This is a genomic window from Pseudoalteromonas sp. Angola-30 (assembly GCF_028599215.1).
GTDB lineage: Bacteria > Pseudomonadota > Gammaproteobacteria > Enterobacterales > Alteromonadaceae > Pseudoalteromonas > Pseudoalteromonas atlantica.
On the sequence record NZ_JAQREI010000003.1, the window covers coordinates 273,410 to 297,043 of the forward strand.

The 23,634-nt window shown below is 40.8% G+C and carries 26 protein-coding genes; 19 read left to right on the top strand and 7 right to left on the bottom strand.

Annotated elements, in window-relative coordinates; all coding sequences use genetic code 11:
- Window positions 1-94: 94 nt before the first annotated feature.
- From PSH54_RS06560 to PSH54_RS06630, 15 genes are all read left to right on the top strand, one after another.
- Complete coding sequence (locus tag PSH54_RS06560) at window positions 95-2,887, top strand: monovalent cation/H+ antiporter subunit A (RefSeq protein WP_055253048.1); 2,793 nt, start codon at window positions 95-97, stop codon at window positions 2,885-2,887.
- Window positions 2,887-3,240: a Na+/H+ antiporter subunit C gene (locus PSH54_RS06565; RefSeq protein WP_004585893.1), complete on the top strand. Its 354-nt coding sequence runs from the start codon at window positions 2,887-2,889 to the stop codon at window positions 3,238-3,240. Before PSH54_RS06560 ends, PSH54_RS06565 begins: the two co-directional genes overlap by 1 nt.
- Window positions 3,237-4,754: a monovalent cation/H+ antiporter subunit D gene (locus tag PSH54_RS06570; RefSeq protein WP_273605741.1), complete on the top strand. Its 1,518-nt coding sequence runs from the start codon at window positions 3,237-3,239 to the stop codon at window positions 4,752-4,754. The genes PSH54_RS06565 and PSH54_RS06570 overlap by 4 nt, the downstream gene beginning before the upstream one ends.
- The gene (locus tag PSH54_RS06575; protein ID WP_029772199.1) at window positions 4,754-5,290 is read left to right on the top strand and encodes a Na+/H+ antiporter subunit E; all 537 of its coding nucleotides are present in this window, start codon (window positions 4,754-4,756) and stop codon (window positions 5,288-5,290) included. Before PSH54_RS06570 ends, PSH54_RS06575 begins: the two co-directional genes overlap by 1 nt.
- Complete coding sequence (locus tag PSH54_RS06580; RefSeq protein ID WP_004585896.1) at window positions 5,284-5,553, top strand: K+/H+ antiporter subunit F; 270 nt, start codon at window positions 5,284-5,286, stop codon at window positions 5,551-5,553. Before PSH54_RS06575 ends, PSH54_RS06580 begins: the two co-directional genes overlap by 7 nt.
- Window positions 5,554-5,562: 9 nt before the next feature.
- Window positions 5,563-5,895 carry a Na+/H+ antiporter subunit G gene (locus tag PSH54_RS06585; protein ID WP_004585897.1) on the top strand — a complete coding sequence of 111 codons (333 nt, stop codon included), beginning with the start codon at window positions 5,563-5,565 and terminating at the stop codon, window positions 5,893-5,895.
- Window positions 5,896-6,187: 292 nt separating this feature from the next.
- On the top strand, window positions 6,188-6,685 hold the full coding sequence (locus PSH54_RS06590) for a DUF2059 domain-containing protein (RefSeq protein WP_055253051.1): 498 nt from the start codon (window positions 6,188-6,190) through the stop codon (window positions 6,683-6,685).
- Window positions 6,686-6,835: 150 nt separating this feature from the next.
- The gene (locus PSH54_RS06595; protein ID WP_273605742.1) at window positions 6,836-7,273 is read left to right on the top strand and encodes a MerR family transcriptional regulator; all 438 of its coding nucleotides are present in this window, start codon (window positions 6,836-6,838) and stop codon (window positions 7,271-7,273) included.
- Window positions 7,270-9,513, top strand: a complete 2,244-nt coding sequence (locus PSH54_RS06600) for a heavy metal translocating P-type ATPase (RefSeq protein ID WP_273605743.1) — start codon at window positions 7,270-7,272, stop codon at window positions 9,511-9,513. The genes PSH54_RS06595 and PSH54_RS06600 overlap by 4 nt, the downstream gene beginning before the upstream one ends.
- Window positions 9,514-9,523: 10 nt before the next feature.
- Window positions 9,524-9,874, top strand: coding sequence for a cupredoxin domain-containing protein (locus tag PSH54_RS06605; protein ID WP_024033779.1), 351 nt, complete (start codon window positions 9,524-9,526; stop codon window positions 9,872-9,874).
- Window positions 9,875-9,975: 101 nt separating this feature from the next.
- Window positions 9,976-10,191 (top strand): TIGR02450 family Trp-rich protein, encoded by a 216-nt coding sequence (locus tag PSH54_RS06610; RefSeq protein WP_024033778.1) that lies wholly within the window; start codon window positions 9,976-9,978, stop codon window positions 10,189-10,191.
- A gap of 539 nt (window positions 10,192-10,730) precedes the next feature.
- Window positions 10,731-10,943: a calmodulin-like protein gene (locus PSH54_RS06615; RefSeq protein WP_004585903.1), complete on the top strand. Its 213-nt coding sequence runs from the start codon at window positions 10,731-10,733 to the stop codon at window positions 10,941-10,943.
- Between the two features lie 422 nt (window positions 10,944-11,365).
- Window positions 11,366-11,569, top strand: coding sequence for a hypothetical protein (locus PSH54_RS06620; RefSeq protein WP_024033777.1), 204 nt, complete (start codon window positions 11,366-11,368; stop codon window positions 11,567-11,569).
- Window positions 11,570-11,642: 73 nt separating this feature from the next.
- The gene (locus PSH54_RS06625; protein ID WP_029772194.1) at window positions 11,643-11,849 is read left to right on the top strand and encodes an EF-hand domain-containing protein; all 207 of its coding nucleotides are present in this window, start codon (window positions 11,643-11,645) and stop codon (window positions 11,847-11,849) included.
- A 232-nt stretch (window positions 11,850-12,081) separates the two neighbouring features.
- Window positions 12,082-13,026 carry an EAL-associated domain-containing protein gene (locus PSH54_RS06630; protein WP_054982213.1) on the top strand — a complete coding sequence of 315 codons (945 nt, stop codon included), beginning with the start codon at window positions 12,082-12,084 and terminating at the stop codon, window positions 13,024-13,026.
- Window positions 13,027-13,078: 52 nt separating this feature from the next.
- Here PSH54_RS06630 and PSH54_RS06635 read toward each other — a convergent pair whose 3' ends face one another.
- Entirely contained in the window at window positions 13,079-14,701 is a 1,623-nt protein-coding gene (locus PSH54_RS06635; protein ID WP_273605744.1) for a M28 family metallopeptidase, read from the bottom strand.
- A 155-nt stretch (window positions 14,702-14,856) separates the two neighbouring features.
- Here PSH54_RS06635 and PSH54_RS06640 point away from each other — a divergent pair, with 155 nt between their 5' ends.
- Window positions 14,857-15,006 carry a hypothetical protein gene (locus tag PSH54_RS06640; protein ID WP_024033773.1) on the top strand — a complete coding sequence of 50 codons (150 nt, stop codon included), beginning with the start codon at window positions 14,857-14,859 and terminating at the stop codon, window positions 15,004-15,006.
- A gap of 55 nt (window positions 15,007-15,061) precedes the next feature.
- Here PSH54_RS06640 and PSH54_RS06645 read toward each other — a convergent pair whose 3' ends face one another.
- Window positions 15,062-16,087: an MBL fold metallo-hydrolase gene (locus tag PSH54_RS06645; protein ID WP_371370264.1), complete on the bottom strand. Its 1,026-nt coding sequence runs from the start codon at window positions 16,085-16,087 to the stop codon at window positions 15,062-15,064.
- Window positions 16,088-16,269: 182 nt separating this feature from the next.
- On the opposite strand from PSH54_RS06645, the gene PSH54_RS06650 reads away from it, so the two are divergent.
- Window positions 16,270-16,863, top strand: a complete 594-nt coding sequence (locus PSH54_RS06650) for a TetR/AcrR family transcriptional regulator (protein WP_024033771.1) — start codon at window positions 16,270-16,272, stop codon at window positions 16,861-16,863.
- A 56-nt stretch (window positions 16,864-16,919) separates the two neighbouring features.
- Here PSH54_RS06650 and PSH54_RS06655 read toward each other — a convergent pair whose 3' ends face one another.
- Window positions 16,920-17,159 (bottom strand): RNA recognition motif domain-containing protein, encoded by a 240-nt coding sequence (locus PSH54_RS06655; protein WP_024033770.1) that lies wholly within the window; start codon window positions 17,157-17,159, stop codon window positions 16,920-16,922.
- 215 nt (window positions 17,160-17,374) lie between these two features.
- Between PSH54_RS06655 and PSH54_RS06660 the strand changes: the two genes are divergently transcribed.
- Window positions 17,375-18,652: a VCBS domain-containing protein gene (locus PSH54_RS06660; RefSeq protein WP_273605745.1), complete on the top strand. Its 1,278-nt coding sequence runs from the start codon at window positions 17,375-17,377 to the stop codon at window positions 18,650-18,652.
- Here PSH54_RS06660 and PSH54_RS06665 read toward each other — a convergent pair.
- On the bottom strand, window positions 18,641-19,261 hold the full coding sequence (locus PSH54_RS06665; RefSeq protein WP_273605746.1) for a LysR substrate-binding domain-containing protein: 621 nt from the start codon (window positions 19,259-19,261) through the stop codon (window positions 18,641-18,643). The genes PSH54_RS06660 and PSH54_RS06665 overlap by 12 nt on opposite strands.
- A gap of 10 nt (window positions 19,262-19,271) precedes the next feature.
- Here PSH54_RS06665 and PSH54_RS06670 point away from each other — a divergent pair, with 10 nt between their 5' ends.
- On the top strand, window positions 19,272-21,578 hold the full coding sequence (locus PSH54_RS06670) for an efflux RND transporter permease subunit (RefSeq protein WP_443197767.1): 2,307 nt from the start codon (window positions 19,272-19,274) through the stop codon (window positions 21,576-21,578).
- Between the two features lie 64 nt (window positions 21,579-21,642).
- Here PSH54_RS06670 and lipA read toward each other — a convergent pair whose 3' ends face one another.
- Genes lipA through ybeD form a run of 3 tightly spaced genes read right to left on the bottom strand, consistent with a single transcriptional unit; the run spans window position 21,643 to window position 23,556 of the window.
- Window positions 21,643-22,608 carry a lipoyl synthase gene (lipA, locus tag PSH54_RS06675; RefSeq protein WP_004585911.1) on the bottom strand — a complete coding sequence of 322 codons (966 nt, stop codon included), beginning with the start codon at window positions 22,606-22,608 and terminating at the stop codon, window positions 21,643-21,645.
- Complete coding sequence (gene lipB / locus PSH54_RS06680; RefSeq protein ID WP_004585912.1) at window positions 22,605-23,258, bottom strand: lipoyl(octanoyl) transferase LipB; 654 nt, start codon at window positions 23,256-23,258, stop codon at window positions 22,605-22,607. Before lipB ends, lipA begins: the two co-directional genes overlap by 4 nt.
- A gap of 19 nt (window positions 23,259-23,277) precedes the next feature.
- Entirely contained in the window at window positions 23,278-23,556 is a 279-nt protein-coding gene (ybeD, locus tag PSH54_RS06685) for a DUF493 family protein YbeD (RefSeq protein ID WP_024033764.1), read from the bottom strand.
- Window positions 23,557-23,634: the final 78 nt, after the last annotated feature.

A 23,634-nucleotide genomic window follows, 5' to 3' on the forward strand; every position in this document is an offset into this window, starting at 1 on the left:
CGTATTAATGTCGTTTAAAAACAGACAGTAAAAGCATCTTTTCGTGATGTATAAAACGTAAGGATAAACTTATGATTATAAAAGGCCCTACATTATGACTTTGCTCTGGATACCTTTGTTATCCTTAATTGGCAGTGTTATTTCTTCATGCACCGGCAAACTATCCCGTACGCAAGCTGCAGCTGTCACTGTACTTGCCCCTTTAGCAGCATTAGGTATTACGCTATACCACACCCCCGCTATTTTAGCAGGTGAAACGATTCGTTATGCTGTAACGTGGATCCCCGCTGTTGGACTGGACTTATCATTTCGTCTTGATGGCTTGAGCTTACTGTTTATGTTTATGATTTTAGGCATAGGCATACTGGTAATTACCTACGCACGTTATTATCTGAGTAAAAACGACTCCTTAGCTAAGCTGTATAGTTACTTATTGTTGTTTATGACCGCAATGCTGGGCATTGTTATGTCTAACAATGTTATTCAGCTTTGGCTGTTTTGGGAACTGACCAGCATTAGCTCGTTTTTATTAATTAGCTATTGGTGGCATAAAACAGAAGCACGAAAGGGCGCTCGCATGGCGCTAGCTGTTACTGGTGCCGGTGGCTTAGCATTGCTGGCAGGTTTAATGTTAGTGGCCGATATAGTTGGCAGTTACGACCTAGATGTAATTTTAGCTAGCAAGGCAATTGTTCAATCACATGATTTATACGAAATAGCACTGGTATTAGTTTTGCTAGGTGCATTTACTAAATCGGCACAGTTTCCATTTCATTTTTGGCTACCTCACGCTATGGCAGCCCCAACCCCTGTTAGCGCGTATTTACACTCTGCGACTATGGTAAAAGCAGGTATATTTTTATTAGCGCGTTTTCACCCAGTACTTTCAGGTACAGATACTTGGTTTTTACTGGTTGGTTTAACCGGTTTAACAACGCTTTTATTTGGCGCTTATATCGCCTTATTTAAACACGATTTAAAGGGCCTGTTAGCGTACTCAACCATTAGCCATTTAGGGTTAATTACCCTGTTATTGGGCCTAGATACTGAGCTCTCTACTGTGGCGGCAATATTCCATATTATTAATCATGCCACGTTTAAAGCCTCGCTATTTATGGCAGCAGGTATAATTGACCATGAAACCGGCACTCGTGATATGCGTAAGCTTAATGGTATGTGGCGGTATTTACCGTATACGGCCACACTTGCCATGGTTGCGGCTGCTTCAATGGCGGGTGTACCATTGCTTAACGGCTTTTTATCTAAAGAAATGTTTTTTGCCGAAACCTTACATCAGCAAGTGCTTGGTTCTATGTCGTGGTTAATCCCGGTGTTAGCCACTATTGCAGGGGCGTTATCGGTGGCTTATTCGTCGCGTTTTATTCACGATGTATTTTTTAATGGCGAACCAATTGATTTACCACGTCAGCCGCATGAGGCTCCGCGTTACATGCGACTACCCATTGAAGTACTGGTTGTGCTGTGTGTGCTAGTTGGTTTGTTCCCGCATTTTTCAGTCGATGGCATTTTATCTGCTGCGTCTTTGGCTGTACTTGGTCAAAAGGTACCAGAGTACGAACTGGCTATATGGCATGGTTTTAACTTACCGCTATTAATGAGCGCCATGGCGGTAGTGGGTGGTTTGTTTATTTATATAAATCGTAAATACCTATTTCAATTTCAAGCATCATTACCGCCACTTAATGCTAAAAAAACCTTTGAGCTAATTGTGCTTAAAGTTATTAATTGGTGCCAAAGCAGGGTAAACACTATCGAAAATGGCTCATTACAACGCTACATTTTTGTAATGCTGGCGGTGGTATTGTTATGTGCCGGTTGGCCATTATTTGAAATGCAACAATTAGCGGGCAGTATGCCGCGTATTCCGGTTGATGTGCATAACGCAATAGGTGCAGGCCTACTGATTATAGGTGCTTTTGCTACCGTTATTTGGCATCGCTCACGCGTAGTTGCGTTACTAATGATTTCTATTGTAGGACTCATGGTGTCGGTGGCGTTTACGCGTTTTTCTGCGCCCGACTTAGCGCTTACGCAATTAACGGTAGAAGTAGCAACCGTTATTTTATTAATGTTGGCGTTGTTTTTCTTACCACAACATACGCCTAAAGAGTCTAGCTCGTTACGAGTGCTCAGAGATTTAGGTATAGCCTCAACATTAGGTGTTGTGGTGGCAAGTATATGTTATGCATTACTTACACGCCCACTCGAATCGATCTCAGATTTTTTCATAGCCAATGCCAAAACAGGAGGTGGCGGTACCAATGTAGTAAACGTTATTTTGGTTGATTTTAGGGGCTTTGACACCCTAGGCGAAATAACCGTATTGGGTATTGCAGCGTTGGGTATATTTAAAGTGCTTTCTCGTATTCCATTGTTCATGCCAGCAAGTGATGGTGAAGGGCGCCCATGGGCACGCGAACGCCACCCTATACTACTTGCCAGTATTTCGCATAGCTTATTACCGCTTGCATTATTAGTATCGGCTTATATTTTCTTACGTGGTCATAACTTACCTGGCGGTGGCTTTATTGCAGGGTTGGTAACATCAATTGCCTTTATATTGCAGTACATGGCTCATGGCTCAGCTTGGATAAGCGAGCGCTTTGCAGTCAACTACCGGAAAATTATTGCATCAGGTATCGGTATTGCCTTGTTTACTGGAGTCGGTAGCTGGTTCTTTGAGCGGCCGTTTTTAACTACGTGGTTTGATTATTTCGATATCCCATTTATTGGCAAAACAGAACTTGCAAGCGCAATTGTGTTTGATTTAGGCGTTTATTTAACAGTGGTTGGAGCCACGTTAATGATATTAGCAAGCCTTGGCAACATGACAGCAGATACCCAGAAAAAAGAGGTAAATATTTAATGGAGCTATTGTACGCATCTTGCGTTGGTGTATTAGTTAGTTGTGGTGTGTTTTTACTGCTAAGAGCCCGTACGTTTCCGGTAGTGCTTGGCCTTACTATGATTTCCTATGCCGTTAACTTATTTTTGTTTTCTGCGGGTCGCTTAACCATAAATAAAGCGGTTGTGCTTGGTACAGGGGCTGAATATGCCGACCCTTTACCTCAAGCACTAGTACTTACTGCAATAGTGATAGGGTTTGCAATGACTGCGTTTGTGGTTATTTTAGCTATACGTGGTAGAGCCGATTTAGGGAGCGATCATGTTGATGGGCAAATCATCAAAAGCGCAGCCGATAGCAAGGAGCAAAAATGATTCAACATTTAACCTCTTTGCCTATTTTATTACCTATGTTGGCAGCGGTAATATTGCTTTTGCCACCCTGTGGTAAAAGTTTACGTATTCGCCGTATTGCCTCATCAATTATGGCGGTGATCACATTTGTTGTTAGTGCATTGCTGTTAATCCATATATGTAACAGTGGTATCAATGTATACGCTATTGGTAATTGGTCTGCTCCTTTTGGCATAGTGCTTGTTGCCGATATGCTTTCTACTTTATTGGTTGCACTCACATCCTTTTTAGGAATGGGAGTCATTTTATATGGCTGTGCCGGCGATGATGCAAAAGGAAACTTTTTTCATCCATTAGTTCATTTTTTAATATTAGGTGTTAATGGGGCATTTTTAACGGGTGACTTATTTAATGTATTTGTGTTTTTTGAGGTGTTGTTGATTGCCTCATACTCACTACTTATGCATGCCGGTGATAAACAAAATACCCGTGCAGCGCTCCAATACGTCATATTAAATTTGGTTGGCTCGAGCGTATTTTTAATTGGTCTAGGTATTTTATACGGCGTACTGGGTACATTAAACATCGCTGATATGACGCAAAAAGTAGCCCTGTTAACGGGCGATGATGTCTATTTGGCGAAGGCCGGCGGCTTACTGCTGTTAGTTGTATTTGCTTTAAAAGCCGCATTGCTCCCTTTGCACTTGTGGCTACCAAATACTTATGCCAGTGCAAAGCCTGTGGTTGCCGCTTTATTTGCTATTATGACCAAGGTGGGTGTATACGCCATGCTGCGCGTTTATACCGTTATTTTTGGTGAGCAAGCCGGTGAGCTTGAACATATGGCGCAATCGTGGTTATGGGGCTTAGCCATTGCTACTATAGTGGTTGGTGCAATTGGCGTAATGGCTGCGCAAGATTTACGTAAGTTAACGGCAAATTTAGTTGTTGTATCAGTGGGCACGTTAGTCGCTCTAATTGCACTGCAAAACGTAACTGCAACAGCTGCACTGCTTTATTATTTAGTACACTCCACATTAGTCAGCGCTGCACTATTTTTATTAGCTGATTTAATTGCCACACAAAGGGGCAAAGTAGGGGATAGACTGGTTGCCGGACGAGCCGTAAACCAACCTTACTTATTAGGAGCATGCTTTGTAATTGCTGCATTAACCGTAGTAGGTATGCCGCCGCTATCAGGGTTTGTTGGAAAAGTTTGGATCCTCAAAACAACCTTAAATAGCGAGCAAGCCTTACTATTTTGGCCTGTCTATTTAATTGCTAGTTTTGGTTTATTAGTTGCACTTTCTCGTGCTGGTACAAGTATGTTTTGGGAAAGAAAAGGCAATAAAACAGAAAGCGCCGAGGGCGAAAATGCTCACCCATTACAAGTGATGATAATTGTAGGGCTACTTGCGTGCTCACCTTTGTTAGTTGTTTTTGGCGGACCAATAAGTGAATACATGGTTAGTGCTGCTACGCAATTGCATGACATAAGTGGTGGCATTAATGCAGTTATGAAGGGAGGTGAGTAATGAGGTTACAAGCCCGTTATCGTTGGTTGCCAACGCCGTTTCGTAGTTTGTTTTTATTTTTAATTTGGTTGTTGCTTAATAATAGTGTATCCGCAGGGCATATAGTATTAGCTACTTTTTTTGCGATATTTATACCGCTATTAAGTGTTTCATTACGTGATCCGCAACCCTTAATACTAAAACCAGGTTTGGCACTAAAACAATTGCTCATTGTACTTTACGATATAGTGGTTGCTAATTTGCAGGTAGCCTTATTAATCATTGGCCCAGCTAAAAAGTTACGTCCTGCTTTTGTTAAAGTGCCTATAGATTTAATACACGATATGCCCATTACTATTCTTGCCAGTTGTGTATCTCTTACACCTGGTACAGTAAGTGCTGAGGTATATCCTATTCCTGAGTCACTAGATGAAGGCGAAAAGCCTAAACAGCGCTATTTACTTATACATGTACTTGATTTAAAAGATGAAGAGGCACTTATTAAACAAATTAAACAGCGCTACGAAGCTCCCCTAAAGGAGATATTTCAATGTTAGATACTGTATTACTTATTGTATTTGCCATGATTGGTTTATCGTTACTGTTAAACCTATGGCGATTAATTATTGGCCCCTCAGTGCCTGATAGAGTTTTAGCCCTAGATACTATGTACATTAATGTTATCGCGTTAATTATTTTATACAGCATTAGTATGGGCACTGGTTTGTACTTTGAAGCCGCGTTATTAATCGCGATGCTTGGCTTTATAAGTACTGTTGCAGTGTGTAAGTATTTACTACGCGGCGACTTAATTGAATAGGATATTAAAATGATAAGCGAATGGGTTGTATCAATATTACTACTTTTTGGTGGGCTATTTATTTTAATAGGGTCGCTGGGCTTAATTAAATTACCTGATTTTTACATGCGCTTACACGGCCCTACTAAAGCAACAACACTGGGTATGGCCAGCATATTAATTGCTGCAATGGTGTTTTTTGCAACGTCGGTGCACACCATAAGCGTAAAAGAGATTTTAATTACCGTGTTTTTATTAATCACTGCCCCTATTAGTGGGTATATGTTAATAAAATCAGCGATTCATCATAAGCTTAAAGCAAAAGAAGGCACAAAAGGGCTCGATAACGTAGAAGACGATTAGCCCCAGTGCACTGATAAAAAGGCCAAATAAACATGTTTTATTTGGCCTTTTTAGTATGGGTTTACACATTTACAAACTATTTTATACCCGTTCGCATAATTAAGTGATTTATTCTGAGGCTGGTAAAACGTGTTGATAATTTAGTAAAAAAATTAGCTATTTAGTTGTTCTGAATGAGCATTTTTTAACGTAAGTAGCGACCCGTTTAGCCCCGCAAAATGAGTAAGTATTATTGCGGATTGATATTAATCATGTGAGTATGGTCTTACTTTTTATATTTAAGGATATGACAATGGCTAAGGCACTATTACTTTCGTTACTTATATTTTCTGGCAGCGTATTGGCTGACGAGGCAACTAAGCAGCAAAAAATAGATGAGCTGATAAACGTGATGAACATGGATGCTATGGTTGACTCTATGTACGGGCAAGTTGAAGGCATGATGAAAAACATGTCAGCACAAATGGGTGTTAAGCCCTCTGAGCAAGCTATTTTTGATAAATACTACGCAGATATGACCAACGTACTTAAAACCGAAATGAGCTGGAAAAAAATGCAGCCGATGATGGTTAACGTTTACGACAAACATTTTAACGAGCAAGAAATTGCCGACATGTTGGCGTTTTATAAAACTGAAACAGGGCAAAAAATTCTCCAAAAAATGCCCGTGGTAATGCAAGAGTCTATGCAAATGTCGCAAGGCCTAGTGCAAGATGCAATGCCAAAAATTCAGCAAATAGCCGGTGAGCTAAGTGAAGAGCTAAAAGCCTCTCGCCAACAAGAAAATTAATCTCTCTGCCTCCTTTTAAGCGCGCTCATTAGCGCGCTTTTATTTTATCAGCTCCAGTAAATTTAAATTATGCTTTAATGCTCCCCTCTATTGACCTGTGTGTCACACATAGGTTTACAATTGAGCTCTAAAATCTAAGGGGGCTAAATTATGTATGTTAAGCAATTAGCGACGTTAATGGGTGTAACGCCTGATACAGTTCGTCATTACACACGAATAGGCCTTTTATCGCCCATACGTAGCCAAAGTAATGGCTATCAACAATATACAAAAGCAGACCGCCAACGTTTACAGTTTATTATAAGCGCCCGAAAGCTCGGGTTTTCCCTAAAAGATATACAGCATATCATTGGCGAGTCAGAACAAGGGCATTGCCCATGCCCACTTACACGGCAAATTATTGCAAAACGTTTAGAAGAAACCGAAGCCTTGTTTCAAGAAACCCTTAAATTACGAGTGCGTATGCAAGCGGCGTTAAAACAGTGGGAAACATCGACAGACGGCGCTGTTGCAAGTGATGTGTGTAGCTTAATAGAGACGTTTGTTGACCCACTTGTTGAGCCAAATAAAAGCGGAGATGTGCAATGAGTAGCAGTAAAACAACAGAGCAAAACTTTATTATTGAAGGTGCTAATTGTGGCAGTTGTGTAGCCAAAATAGAAAAAGCCCTCAATAGTGTGCAAGGCGCAAACAATGTCGAAATGAACTTTGCAGATCGCACGGTACGAGTAGAGGGCAGCGCGCAGCAAAGCACATTAATTAGCGCCGTTGAAAATATAGGTTACGGCGCAAAACCTATGGATAACACATCAGAGCAAGATGCGCTTGATGAAAAAGCCAAGTCAGACGAGGCACATTACAAAAAGCTAATGCGCAACATGATGCTGGCTTTAGGAGTGGGCGTACCGCTTATGATTTATGGGCTTATTTTTGATATGAGCGTGACAACCACTAACCAGCGAATTGCATGGGGTGTGGTCGGTATTATCACGTTTGTCGTTATGGCTGTAGCAGGTAAGCAATTTTATAAAGGTGCTTGGCAGTCATTTAAAAATCATGGGGCTAACATGGATACGCTTATTGCTTTGGGAACGGGCACTGCGTGGTTATATTCAATGTTTGTTGTACTTGCGCCTAGCTTACTACCTGAGGTTGCAAGGCACGTTTATTTTGAAGCTTCTTCAATGATAATCGGGTTAATTAGTTTAGGCTTGGCTTTTGAAGTGAAAGCGCGTGGGCGTACTTCGCAGGCTATTAAGCGTTTAATTGGCTTACAGGCAAAAACAGCCCGTGTAATACGCGATGGCGCAGAGCAAGATATAGACATTAGTGATGTGCAAAAGGGCGATCATGTAAGGGTACGCCCAGGCGAAAAAATCCCGGTAGATGGTGATGTGCTCGAAGGTAGCAGCAGATTAGATGAATCTATGCTCACGGGTGAGCCTATGCCAGTGAGTAAACAAGCTGGCGATAAAGTGGTTGCTGGCAGCATTAATAAAAGTGGTACATTATTATTTGAAGCCACACATATAGGCCAAGAAACAACCCTTGCCAATATCATTAATATGGTAAAACGCGCGCAAAACTCTAAGCCTTCAATAGGGCGGTTAGCCGATGTTATATCGGGCATTTTTGTGCCCACAGTAATGATAATTGCGATACTAGCAGCCCTTGCATGGTTGAATTTTGGCCCAGCCCCTTCAATTGCTTATGCGGTGGTAGCGTTAACCACCGTGCTGATTATTGCATGTCCGTGTGCGCTGGGTTTAGCAACGCCTATGTCGGTAATGGTGGGAGTAGGTAAAGCCGCCGAGTTTGGCATATTAATTCGCAATGGCGAGTCACTGCAAACGACCTCTAAAATTACTACCATGATTTTAGATAAAACCGGCACTATCACCCAAGGTGCACCACAGGTAACAGATGTTGTAACGTTTAATAAAGCAGATGAAAATAACGTAATGCAATTAGTTGCAAGCCTAGAGAGTAGCTCTGAGCACCCACTTGCGGAGGCGATTACACAGTACGCTAAAAAGCAAAACGTAACCCTGAGTAAAGTTACCGACTTTGATGCGATTACCGGTAAAGGTGTAAGTGGAACGGTGAATGGGCAAACACTGTTATTTGGCAATAAAGCGCTTATGGATAAATACGAGATTGCAGTCGATAACGCCACAGAGCAAGCACACACCTTTGCAAATGATGCAAAAACCCCGATGTACTTTGCCTGTAATAATCAACTAATGGCCTTAATTGCGGTAGCGGACCCGCTAAAAGAAGACTCAGTACAGGCAATCAAGCGCTTGCAAAATGAAGGTATTCATCTAGTAATGCTCACTGGTGATAATAAAGCGACCGCACACGCTGTGGCTAAAAAAGTCGGTATTGATGATTTTATCGCAGAAGTGTTGCCAGAGGATAAAGTAAACGAAGTCACTAAACGTCAGCAGCAAGGCGAAATTGTAGGTATGACGGGTGATGGGATCAATGATGCCCCCGCGCTTGCTAAAGCAGATGTCGGTTTTGCAATTGGCACAGGTACAGATGTAGCCATAGAAAGCGCTGATATTACCTTAATGCGTGGCTCGCTGCATGGCCTTGCCGATGCTATTGCCATTAGCAGCGCAACAATTAAAAACATTAAACAAAACTTGTTTGGTGCCTTTATTTATAATGTTGCGGGCATTCCTATTGCAGCTGGTGTGCTGTATCCGTTTATTGGTGTACTACTAAACCCAGTAGTGGCGGGCGCAGCTATGGCGCTTTCATCACTGACAGTCGTCACCAATGCTAATCGCTTACGTTTTTATAAACCCAATAAGCGCTAAGGAGTCGATAATGTTAATGATAAATTTACTTGGTGCAGTATTAATAGTGGCCATTATTTATTGGTTTTGGCTTTATAAGCCAAAGCAAATACACAGTAATGATAATACGCAAACTATAGTGGTAGATAACGGCGTTTATCAACCAAGTCATATAAAGGTGGCGGCCAATAAAAAAGTAACACTTACATTTGATAGAAAAGACAGTGCACCGTGCGCCGAAACTATGGTGTTCCCGCAGCTTGATGTAAGTGAAAGCCTTGCAATGGGAGATAATAAAATCACTTTGCCTGCACTTAAAGCAGGTGAGTACGACTTTCATTGCCAAATGAAAATGTATAAAGGTAAGTTAATCGCTGAGTAACCAGTGAGTTGGTGAAATAACATTAATACGGCCTAACTTTATGTTGAGCTAAACAACGGGTTATGTCGTATTAGTGTTAATTAAGCACACTAGATTATTTAATGAATAACTTAAACCCTAAAAAATTACTAAACAGTAAGTGGACCGCCACTCCAGCTATCAACAAAGAAAAACACTTTATCATTGTAGAAGTAGAATACGATGAAGAGGGTAATGTAATTGAATGCATTACCGAGTCGGTATTTTCTAAAAATCAGTACTCAATACGCTGGCGAGATTTAAAAGACACACAAAAATGGCGTCAAGGCTGGAAGTAGTTAAATTGTTTTTATACCTTAAAAACGCCAATTTGTTATGCCCAACTAAATGCAATGCGCACCCTTTTTAAACCCCTGCCTTTTACTAAATTCGCCATTTGGCAACAAATGCCTGTTTTTTACAGGCTTGCCATGCTTTTAAAAAATAAATGCTAAAAATTTTATAAATATCATTATATTTCAATTGGTTATGTTTTAGGTTTTATGACGTTTAATTGTTTTAATTAAGTTGTTCAGCTTTAGTTTATTCTAAAACTTCCCCACATTATTTTTTTAGTGAGCTTTTAGCTCATGTGTGGCTTTTTTATAAATCATAAGTTGTTGATTCTAATGGTTTATTTTAAGTGGCTCATCTAGCTGTTGCTAAAAAGCAACAAAAATACCCCTCGAATTTAACCTTTTCATATACTTATCGTATAACTCATTGTTTATTAGGTAAAAATAAAACATGGCACTGAAGTTGTAATAGTTAAGCTGTATTAAGCAAAACGTGGGTAACGCCAATTGGCTACTCCCCTAACCCTATGAAGGATTTCATTATGAAAAAGGCACAATCAACATTGGTATTAATGGCTTTAGCCTCTTCATCAGCGGCTTTTGCAGTAACAGATTTTGACACACTCGATAAAGATGGCAGTGGCACATTAAGCCCGTTAGAAGCATCTGCTGATGCTGAATTAATGAGTCAGTTTACAAAACTTGATACTGACAAAAACAACGAGCTATCTAAGAGTGAGTTCGACAAAGCATAAGTGAGTGCTTTGAGTAGTTAACGCCCAGTGGCACGTTAATTCTGTGTTGCCAAAGACAACCTAAGTAGGCAAGGGAGCTTACCATAAAGAATAACAAGGACAGTGTAATACACAGGGCATTTTATTATAAACGCATAGCGAAGGAATCGATATGTAAAAGCGATACCCAACTTTGCTTGCAATAGCGCTGGTATTTTCTGGCACATTTGCAAAGTTTGATACCAACACAAACGGTAAACTTTTTAAAGCAGAGGTTTTACAAGCGTAGACGATTAATGCGCTGTGGTGTAAGCATAATTCTGAGTTGCCAAAGACAACCTAAATAGGCAAGGGAGCCTATTAAAAAGAATAACAAGGAAGTGAATTGTAACCACCTCAGTGCAAATTTATACAGGTAATGCATATTATTGAAGGATTACATTATGACTAAGCTGAAAACAACACTTGTACTTATCACCTTGGTGTCATCATCGGTGGTATTGGCAAATACAGAGTTTAAAACACCTATGCAAGGCGAAGGTGGTTTAACAAACCAAAGTGATCAATCAGCAGAACAAATAATGCAGCAATTAAATATGCAAAGCCGAAATGGCCTAACCGAAAACGATTTTTTTGAATACAAATAACCGATTCTCCCTTTATGGATCTCAGAAAAGGATTTCTTCCCCTTTGCCAAGCACTTAGCCTAAGGAAATGATTATGAAAAAATTTATCGCACTTCTAGCCCTTGCCTCTTCATCAGCGGCGTTTGCCGCGGTCGACTTTAACAGTTTTGATGCCAATGGTGATGGCGTAATTAGCAAAACAGAAGCACAAGCCAACGCACAGTTAGCACGGTTGTTTGATAAGCTCGATACAGATAAAAATGGTGAGCTTTCACAGCAAGAGTTTTCTAAAGTACAATAATTTTATGGCGTAGTTTTACGCGCTTAAAATTTATCAGGTCATACTCACAAAGCAGTTAAGTAACATTTACTTAGCTGCTTTTTTTGTGCATGGCGCAGGCATAACGGCTTTTTCACCAAATAGGTGCAAATGAGCACAAGTTAAAATCTTAACCTTATGAATGTAAACATTTTTTATACTTGGTTTTAAACTTGCTTAGTTAACGCTATAGCAACTGAGTGAGTACACAATTATGGCGCGAATGAGTTATATAAGTAGTGTTGAGCGCTACCATGAGTATGAGCAAGTAATACACAGCTTGCTTGACTCTATTTTAATGAGTATTGAAGATGGGCTTAACAAAAATCGAGATACACGTTTTTTAGTAAAGCAATATCCCTTTTTAGAGCTGCAATATTGTTTAAACGAATCTGGGCTTCAGCAAGGCAATAACGTTTGCTTTAAGCGTGCCTATAAAAAATTAGCCGAGCAAGGTAATCAGCAAGATTTAAGTGAGCGCCCTTACTTTTTACAATCTAAACAAACCGATTCGGTGTGCTTTACCGATCCGTATATTTCTATCGCAACTAATCATTTATGTATTTCGGCTATTAAAGAGCTAAAAAAGCCAATTAACCAGCAGCATTATTTAGTGTTAGACGTATGCTTAACCCAGTTAATTGAGTTTGTAATGGGAGACAGCGCGCGTGCCGGTATTTCGCCTTATTTTAAAGCGGGTTATGGGGTGATTGTGGCGTGTTTATTTACTTTGGTACTCTTTTTACTGAGCATAGTATTTAACGATATATATGCATTATTAACCCACTTTGACTCAGCGTCTGATCCCCTCGAGCCCTTTAGCATTATTATATATATTACTTTAGCATTGGCCGTGTTTGATTTAGGAAAGACCATTCTCGAAGAAGAGATCTTAATGCATAAGGATATATTTAGACACTCTTCTACACGGCGCACAATTACCCGGTTTATATCTACCGTGCTAATTGCAATATCTATTGAGGCGCTATTAACCATGTTTAAGGCAGCGTTGGGGCAGGCTGAATACTTATTACCGGCCATTGCGATGATGCTTGCGGTGGTAGGGCTTTTAATAGCCTTGGCTATTTATGTGTATTTAGGAGCAAAAGCCGAAACCTTACTAATGCGGGCGCGCTCAAAATTAAAATCCTCCAAGTAGGAGGATTTTAATGCGATTGGTATGATTATTATTTAGCTTTAAACTTTACCTGCTAATGCGGCTTATCTTGCTCGCGCTTTGCTTTAAAGTCTGAGTCACTCGTCCATGTAGGCCAATCGCCATTGTTAGCAAGCTTTGTGGCTATATCAACAATAAGCTCTATGTCTTGCTTTACGCCACCTAATGACCACTGCGGCGAGTAATCGTCGGCTTCTTTATGGTATTTATGCGCAATGTAATCAGGGTCGGTATCGCCAAGGCTCATAAATAATAAACTCGGCACACCTTGCTTAGCTAAAGAAAAATGATCTGATCTAAAAAACAAACCGTTTTGCGGGCGAGGGTCCATTTTAACAACGCGACCTTGCGCTTTTGCCGCGTTTGCTAGGTAGTTTTCTAGGGTGGATAAATCGTTACCGTATTGCAAAATGTAATCGGTGCCATCTAGCACGTTCATTCCGTCAATATTTAATAGCCCGACCATTTGTTTAGTGGGCACAACGCCACCGGTTGCAAACTCTTGCGAGCCAATGAGACCAGTCTCTTCTGCGGTAAAATTAGCAAATAAAATAGAGCGTTTAAACGGTGTTTGCTGGTGGATTTGATTCATAATGCGGGCAATTTCAAGTGTGGCCGCTGTGCCAGAGGCATTATCCACTGCACCGTTATAAATTTTAGGGCCGCTGTCGGTTTGCTTGGTACCAAAATGATCCCAATGAGCACCTATTACCACGTACTCATTAGGGGCGTCGCTTCCTGTAATTTGCGCAACTACGTTATGTGATTTGGCATGCGATACTTCGTTTTTAAATGAAAGGTTGGCTGTTAAATTAAGCGCTGTGGCTTTAAAGTCATCACTTAAAGCCTTTTGTTTTAAATTTTGATAGTTAAGCTGTGCGGCATTAAAAATTTGCTCAGTAGTATTAAGTGTTAGCCAGCCCATAACTGGGAGCTTAGAAGCGTTTAGGTTATTGTCCATCAGGGTGTATTTAGTTCCTGTGTTTGAGCTTTCAACCACGCCCCAAGGGTAAGCCGCAGGGGCAGTTTCGTGCACAATAAATACCGCTTTGGCACCTTGGCGTGCGGCTTCTTCGTATTTGTAAGTCCAGCGGCCGTAGTAGGTCATAGCATTACCTGTAAATAACGCATCGTTTTGTGTAGCAAAGCCAGGGTCGTTTACCAATACAATAACGGTTTTACCTTCAACATTAATGTTTTCGTAATCGCTCCAGTTGTATTCGGGGGCATTAATACCGTAACCCACAAATACAATGTCAGAGTTTCGTACATCTATTACTGGCTGTAATTGCTCTGTACGGGCGGTAAAATCGTTACCTGCTTTAAACTTTAAGTCGCCCACCTGCAATTGCATATTTTGATTGGCCGTGACCATTGCCATTTTTACCGGCTGTAAAAACTTGCCATTATACGCCCCAGTTAAACCCATAGCTTCGTATTGCTCGCTCAAGTAACCCACGGTTTTTACTTCACCATGAGTAAGTGGGCCGCGACCTTGAAAGTCATCAGAGGCGAGCGTTTTTATATGCTGTTTAACGTTATTTAGGCTTACGCCGGGCGTATTTTCTAAAGAAGAATGCTCGCTTGCAGGTTCAGAGCAACCAAAGAGAGCGACTAGCAGGCTTAGGCTAGCGCTTTTAAAAAGAGTAGAGGCCATAGTTTTCTGAATAGTTTTAAAAATTGGCTTTTAATATAAAGGAAGCACTGATGTGAGTCGAATATTTATCATCTTGCCAGTTCTATTTTTCAAAAATTGAAAATTGCCGGTGTAGGGTGTATAAATAATCGACAACAATAAATGGAGCACACACAATGAGCCAATCTAAAAAAAGCGGATACCTGTTTATAGGCAGCGGCGTAGCATTTTTTGCAGCAGCTTTGCTCGCACAGCAAGCGATGTTTTTTGCTTTAGCTGCATCTTTTGTAGTGTTAGGAACAATTAGTATAAAAAAAGCGGCTTAATAGCCGCTTATTTAATTAACACCTTGTAATAAATACCTTTAAAACACCTACCAAATTAGTTTTTCCACCATTTATGGGTTATTGCAGCGTCGGTAGGGGTAAATATTTGTCCAAACTCGGGTGTACTCAATGTTACGTTATTTATGTTGCTTGCAGCCGTTACTCGTTCAAATGGGTCAACCCAAGCATGAAACGCCAAGTCAAACGTACCGTTATGAATAGGCACTAAAGTTTTACCTTGTAAATCAATATGAGCTTGAACCGATTGCTCTGGTGTCATGTGTATATCGGCCCAATCTTTGTCGTAGGCGCCTGTCTCAATTAGGGTTAAATCAAAAGGACCGTACTTGTTACCAATTTCTTTAAAGCCTGCGAAATAACCCGAATCACCACTAAAATAAACACTTTGCTGGGAGGTTTTAATAACCCACGAACCCCAAAGTGTGTTGTTTGCATCACTTAATCCACGGCCCGAAAAATGCTGGGTAGGAGTAAAGGCAACTAATGCATGTTCGGTTTGTAACTCCTGCCACCAGTTAAATGTGCTAATTTTGTTTTCATTCACTCCCCACTTAACTAAATCGGTATCTACACCAAGTGGCACATAAAACTGCTTAGTTTTTGCAGACAGCTTTTTAATAGCTGATTTATCAAGGTGATCGTAATGGTTGTGCGAAATAAGCACCTTATCGATAGGTGGCAGTTCGCTAATACTAATAGGTAATTTAGAAAAGCGCTTTGGCCCTACAAAAGAAAAAGGAGATGCGCGCTCACTAAATACCGGATCGAGTAACCAGTATTCGCCATGCACTTTTAAAAGCACGCTAGAGTGGCCAAGTTTAATGACATGCACAGTATTATTTGCAAGGGAGTTAAGCATTTTTGCTGTAACACTTTTAATTGCAATGGGCTTTTTAGGTGTAATGTTGGTACGCTTTTCTGTTATGTAACGCCCTAAAATTCCGAGTGTTTTCTTAAAGCTATTCGGCTCAACCTGTTGATGGTTATGAAATCTACCATTTTCGTAGTTATCTACATTAGGTGCTTCATTAACACCTTGCGCAACTATCTGTTTATTCACGCTACAACCTCCAAAAACAATGATGGCGATGATCACAACTACCCATTTTATAAATGTCATCGTTAAACCTTAAAGTAAACTAATGAGTGTAGTTTTTCATCGTTTTGATGAAAAGTAAACTATGCAGTGCATTTTTTTATTGTTTAGTTAAAATGTAGCTATTAATAATTGCAGAACCCATTATGAAATTATCAGAAAAAAAACGCATAAATATTCTTCAAGCAGCAGAGCATCTGTTTTTTGAAAAAGGTGTAGAGCACACTAGTATGGATCAAGTTGCTGCAAAAGCGGAGGCTTCTAAGCGAACTGTTTATAATCACTTTGCGACAAAAGAAGAGCTATTTCAGGCTATTTTAACGACTATGCTGGCTAAAATTAATCATGGTGATGTTATTTACTTTAATAAAAATCAACCAATTGATTTGCAGCTTACTGCTATTGCCGAGCAAGAAGTGGCTATGCTTACATCGCCTGACTTTTTACGTTTAGCTAAAATTGCCTTTATGCAAATGCTACAAGAGCCACAGCTAGCAAAGTCTTTAAGTAATAATACTATGGGGTGTATGACTTATTTAGAAGATTTTTTAGAGCAAGCTAGAACAGCAGGTGTTTTAAAAGGTGATGAGCTAAATATAGCTGCTAAACAGTTTGTGTATCAATTAAAATCGTTTGTGTTTTATCCGCTACTTTATGGGTTTGAAACAATAACAGAGCAGCAAAATAATAAAGTAATTGAACAAACAGTCAGCTTATTTCTGGCTAAATATAAAGCGTAAACTTAAAAGTAAAAAACCAGCAGATAGCTGGTTTTAATCATATAGCAAGTAACTAATTACTCATCTGCGTATTTTACGCGAATTTTGCTTTTATCAACGCTTAATTGATTAAGTGCTTTAATAGCGCTTCTACTTTCTATGTCGTTTGGCATTTCTACAAAGGCAAAACCTTTTGATAAACCAGTATCTTTATCAAGCACTAAGTTACAGGTAGTTACTTTACCGTGTGCTGCAAACAACGTGCGAAGGTCTTGCTCTGTGGTAGCGCGAGACAAATTACGAACTAATAATTTCATATATAACCTAAATAAGGGGTTCGCTGAGGATTATCTCAAGTAACTTGGTTTTAACCTAATTTTATTTTTACCCTTTTATTTAAAGTTGTTTTTCACAAATAGCTCAGCTAACAATTATAAAACCATACTGGTAATAAAGATCTAGTTATTAAAACAAATAATTGGTAAGTTATATTTTACTTTATTTACTTACCATTAACCTGGGCTGGTTGTTTATGTCAAAGTTTGGCTTGCGTATTTTAACTATTACTTCTGTTTGTTCTTTGGGTATTTTAGCTGTAGGGTGCGGTAGCTCAGGGTCAAATAGTGAGCCTGTAAATGCATCGGTTGTAGCGCAAAGCGCCGCGGTAATTAGCGGTCAAACATTTGTAAGTATTGAAAATACCCGCGATATAGCAATTTCAGGTGAACTGTCTATAACGGATGCACAAGCCAATGAGGCAGTATTTAAAACGCAAAGCAATAACACCACAGCTTATGGTTTATTTAGCTTAACTGAAGATGGTAATTGGTCATATACACTTAATGGCGAGCATGCCACTGTGAGTGCACTAAACGAGGGCGAAACCTTACTTGATGAAATAACCGTCACATCGGCAGATGGCACCGAAGCGACAGTGTCTATAAGCATTATAGGCACTGCACGCTCTGATGATTTTATAGTAACGCAAGAAACAACCCTCAATGCCGATGGCGAAAACACAGGGCTAAGTGCTTATATATTAATAGAAAATGCGTTTAGTGAAGGTGCAATTGAATCGCCTGATATGTATAGCGGGAATCATCAAGATGTTGTGCATATTATTGAAGATACTGACCCAATCGTAGGTAATCACTTTGTGTTTTTAGCACATCGTGATGAAGACCAAGATAAAGATAAGGGCGAAACTGACCGCCAGCGCAACGAAATAAAAGCCTTTGATAAATCGCCCGCCGCAACGCTTGCCTTTAAAGACGAAACCGTACGATACAGTTGGAAGTTTAAAGTCTCTAGCGAGCTTGAGCTAAGTAGTAAATTCAGTCACTTTTTCCAAATAAAAGCCCGTAACGATAGCAACGACAATACCAATGGCAACGATGACCAACCTATTATTACGCTCTCTGGTGCACAAAAAAACAGTACAGGTAATCAGCTGCAAGTACGTTATAGCGCAGGCTTTGATGAAAACGGTAACAGCACAGGGCTTGATAAAAACCTTATCGAAACCGACTGGTCACTCATTACTGATGAATGGGTAGCGGTATTTGTACAAGCCACTTTTAGTGAAGCGGGGCAATTTGAAATGACCCTAACCCGCTTAAGTGACAACACGGAGCTACTTAGCATTAGCGAGCAAAACATAGATATGTGGCGTGGCTTTAGCGATGATGACTTTGCCCGTCCTAAATGGGGGATCTATCGTTCAATAGTCGAAACCGATAGCCTTCGCGCTGAAGAAGAGCAGGTACGATTTGCTGATTTTGTGATTAAAAAAGGCGTTTTAGCGCAGTAAATATTTGCCTAGTTTTTTATCGTGGCTACTTACACGTTGTTGAATAATAGCCACTATGTGACGGCGTATCCACTGCAAACCGGCATCGTTGTCTTGGCGCTTATGCCAAATAACAGAGACAGGCGTTGGTGGCGTATCAATAGGGCTTTTTAAAACCACGAGCTTATTGGTAAATATTTCCTGCTCAAGCGCTATTGATGGGAGGACACAAATAAGATCGGTATTTTTAAGAATGTTAGGTACATTTGCCGCGTTATTTACCGTCATCGCTACTCGGCGTTTTAACCCTAATACTCTTAGTGCTTGATCAGATGGCCCTAAAATATCGCCCGTAATTGATACTAATAAATGATCTGTATTAGCAAAGTCAGTAATACTTAAAGGGGCATTAGCAAGCGGGTGGTCAGGGCGCATAAGTACAACATATTTAGGCTTTAATAAGTGCTCGGCTCTAATAACGTTTTCAGACAGGGTGTAGCGATTAATTGCCAGTTCGGCTTCGGCGTCTTTAAGTACATTGGCAGCCTCTACCGCCCGATTAGGGATTGCATGGATATTAATGCCTGGGGCCTGCTGCTCAATAATTTTACGAAGAGGCCCCCATATCATTTCTACAAATATATCAGCGGCAGAAATACGAAAAGTACGCTGCGCTGTCGCTGGGTTAAATTCACTTTGGTTTATAGCATGCTCTAATGCATTACAAATTTATGACGATGTGCGCGCTAAAATGGCTGAACTATCGGCGCTATTTCCAGAGGGTATGAGCTATGAAATAGTATATGACCCTACCGTATTTGTAAGGGGCTCTATTGAAGCCGTAGTCGATACATTATTTGAAGCGGTTTTATTAGTTGTGTTGGTCATCGTGCTGTTTTTACAAACATGGCGAGCATCTATTATTCCGCTGGTGGCAGTGCCAATTTCATTAGTGGGCACCTTTGCTTTTATGCATTTAATGGGATTTTCACTTAATGCGTTGTCGTTATTTGGCTTGGTGTTAGCAATCGGTATTGTTGTTGATGATGCCATTGTTGTGGTCGAAAACGTTGAAAGAAACATCAGTGAGGGATTAAGCCCCATTGATGCAACCACTCAAGCAATGAAAGAAGTAACAGGGCCTATTATTGCCACTACTTTAGTGCTTGCTGCGGTGTTTATTCCTACTGCGTTTATGAGCGGTTTAACAGGGCAATTTTATCGTCAATTTGCTCTTACAATTACTATTTCAACAGTGCTTTCTGCCATTAACTCGCTTACGCTGAGCCCAGCGCTGGCTGCATTATTACTCAAACTTCATGGGCAAGACAACGATTGGTTAAGTCGTGCCATTAATAAATTATTTGGCCGTTGGTTATTCGCGCCTTTTAACAAAATGTTCGATAAAGCCTCGGGTAAATACACAGGAGCCGTTGGCCGAATAGTGCATAAGGGCGGCATAATTGGTGTGCTATACGTTGGTTTGCTGGCCTTAACGTGGCAGCAGTTTGAAAATACGCCAACAGGATATGTTCCGCCGCAGGATAAAATGTATCTCGTCGCTTTTGCGCAATTACCTAATGCAGCATCGCTAGATCGCTCTGAAGCAGTGGTTCGCCAAATGTCAGAGATAATCAGGGCGCACCCAGGCGTTAGTGACGCCGTCGCCTTTGCAGGTTTAAGCATTAATGGTTTATCTATAAACCCAAGTTCGGGGATGATGTTTACACCGTTAGAGCCGTTTTCAAAGCGGCAGGGCCCGCGCATGTCGGCAGCTGAAATAGCGGAAGATTTAAATAAACAACTTAGTCAAATAAAAGGCGCTAATGTTGCTATATTTCCGCCTCCTCCAGTAAGGGGAATGGGCACCATTGGTGGCTTTAGGCTGCAGCTTGAAGATAGAGGCTCATTAGGGTTTGACACCTTGCAGCAAGTAACAAATGAAGTGATTGCCAAGGCTAAAGCAGATCCCGCTCTTGCTAATGCGTTTACCAGTTTTACAACCGACGTACCACAGCTAGATGTAAAGGTAGACCGTAAAAAGGCACTAAGCTTAGGGCTTGAAATAAACACCCTATTTGAAGCAATGCAAGGCTATTTGGGCACAGTTTATGTGAACGACTTTAATTTATTTGGTCGCACGTATCAGGTAAATGTGCAGGCAGATGCACCCTACAGAGAAGATGTAGAGCAAATTAAGCAATTAAAAGTGCGCAATAAAAATGGCGATATGATCCTTCTTGGCGCAGTGCTTAGTATTGAACATAGTTTAGGGCCAGATAGAGTAATGCATTATAACGGCTATGTTACTGCTGAGGTTAACGGCGTACCCGCACCAGGGTATAGCTCTGACCAAGCTAAAGCCGCAATAGAAAAAATACTCGATGAAACACTGCCAATGGGTATTGCGTATGAGTGGACAGACATAACCTATCAGCAAATTTTAGCGGGCGATACTTCAATGTATGTATTTCCACTTATTGTGTTGCTTGTATTTTTGGTTTTAGCAGCGCAGTACGAAAGCTTACGTTTGCCTGTCGCTATTATTTTAATTGTGCCTATGACATTGCTAAGTGCGCTGATTGGTGTGGCTATTTATGGTGGTGATAATAATATTTTCACCCAAATTGGCCTAATCGTGTTGTTTGGACTTGCCACTAAAAACGCTATTTTAATTGTTGAGTTTGCAAAAGAGCTGCAAGATACCGGTATGGATGCAGTTAATGCCATTAAAGAGGCGAGCCGGTTACGATTACGCCCAATATTAATGACCTCAATAGCATTTATTATGGGGGTTGTACCTATGGTGTTCTCATCGGGAGCAGGCTCTGAAATGCGCCAAGCTATGGGCGTTGCGGTATTTTCTGGCATGATAGGCGTAACGGTATTTGGCTTAATACTTACACCTGTGTTTTATTATATACTTAAACGCAGTGGTAAAAATTAAAGCGACAAAAAAGCCCTTAGCAACTTAATTGCTAAGGGCTTTTTTAATGCGTTTTAAAAAGTAATTATTTTACTTCTTTACCTGCAGCTTGTTGGTCAGCGTGATAGCTTGAACGAACAAATGGGCCAGAGGCAGCATGCGTAAAGCCAATTTCATCAGCGTATTCTTTCAGTGCGTCAAATTCCGCTGGTGGCACGTAACGTTTAACTGGCAAGTGATGCTTAGAAGGCTGTAAGTATTGGCCAACGGTAAGCATGTCAACGTTATGCGCACGTAGGTCACGTAATACTTCTTCTATTTCACTAATTTCTTCACCTAGGCCAACCATTAAGCCAGACTTAGTTTTTACCTCTGGGTGCGCTTCTTTAAAGCGACGAAGTAATTCTAACGACCATTTGTAATCGGCACCCGGGCGCGCAAGCTTGTACAAACGCGGGGCAGTTTCTAGGTTGTGATTAAACACATCAGGTGGCGTTTCAATTAAAATCTCCAGTGCGCGGTCCATACGGCCACGAAAATCTGGCACTAAAATCTCAATAGTAATGGTTGGATTGTGCTTACGGATTTCGCGAATACAATCGGCAAAATGCTGTGCGCCGCCATCACGTAAATCATCACGGTCAACCGAGGTAATAACCACGTAGCTAAGCTTCATGTCTTTAATTGTCAGTGCAAGCTTTTCAGGCTCTGCTGCATCAGGTTTTAATGGGCGACCATGGGCAACATCACAAAATGGGCAACGACGAGTACAAATAGCACCTAAAATCATAAAGGTAGCAGTACCGTGGTTAAAACACTCAGAAAGGTTAGGGCACGAGGCCTCTTCACATACTGAGTGTAAGCCGTGCTTGCGCATAGCTTGTTTTATACCGTCGATACGCTCGGTAGATTTTGGTAAGCGAATTTTAAGCCACTCTGGCTTGCGCAACATTTCAGTTTTTTCTGTAGGTAAAACTTTAACGGGGATCAACGCCATTTTTTCTGCGTCGCGTAGTTTTACACCTGGTTCCATTTTGACTGGTTTATTCATTCGTTTTCAAACCCTTCAGTATGCTTAACCTGTGTTGCATTAAGCTTCTTTATCATGTGTTTTACCAGCCCTTCACCTGCTTGTGCTAAGTTTTGAGGGCCGTTTAATTCTTTCGTTTGCACCATGTTCATGCCGGCATAACCACACGGGTTGATGCGTAAAAACGGGCTTAAGTCCATGTTAACATTTAATGCTAATCCATGAAACGAGCAACCACGACGAACACGTAATCCTAATGATGCAATTTTACTGTCGTTTACGTACACACCGGGTGCATCGGCTTTTGCGTAGGCTTTAATATCATACTCATTAAGGGTATCAATAATGCACTCTTCAAGCCAAGTAACAAGCTCGCGCACACCAATTTTTAGGCGGCGCAAGTTAAATAATACATACATCATTTGTTGGCCGGGGCCATGGTAAGTAACTTGCCCGCCACGGTCTACCTTTATGACTTCTATGTCACCAGGGGCGAGTAAATGCTCATCTTTACCAGCTTGGCCTTGTGTAAATACACTCTCGTGCTCTACAAGCCAAATTTCATCTGGCGAGCTGTCGTCACGGGTGTCGGTATAGGCTTGCATTTTTTGCCAAATTGGCATGTAACGCTGACGGCCTAGTTGGCGTACGATTAAAGTGTTTTCGTTCACAACAAGTCTCAACTATGGCTTAAAGCATATGGCGTACGTCATCAATGTTGCTGATCACGTTGTAAATTTCTTCTATGTGTTTACCGCTTGTCACTGTGGCAACAAACGTTACCGACTCATAATTGCCTTTACTACTTGGCTTTACTTTTGGTGCGTAGTCACCAGGTGCAATAGGTTGTAATTTAGCTAAAATTTGTTCCGTAAGGTTAACGTTTGCTAAACCCATAACTTTAAATGTGAACGGACATGGGTACTCAAGGTACTCATCAAATTTAGTATTTTTAACAGGTTGAACCACGACGGTGACTCCTCAAACAAAAAATGTTGGCTACGTGAGATAATATCAATCCGCAATAAGACTTAATCATTTTGCGGG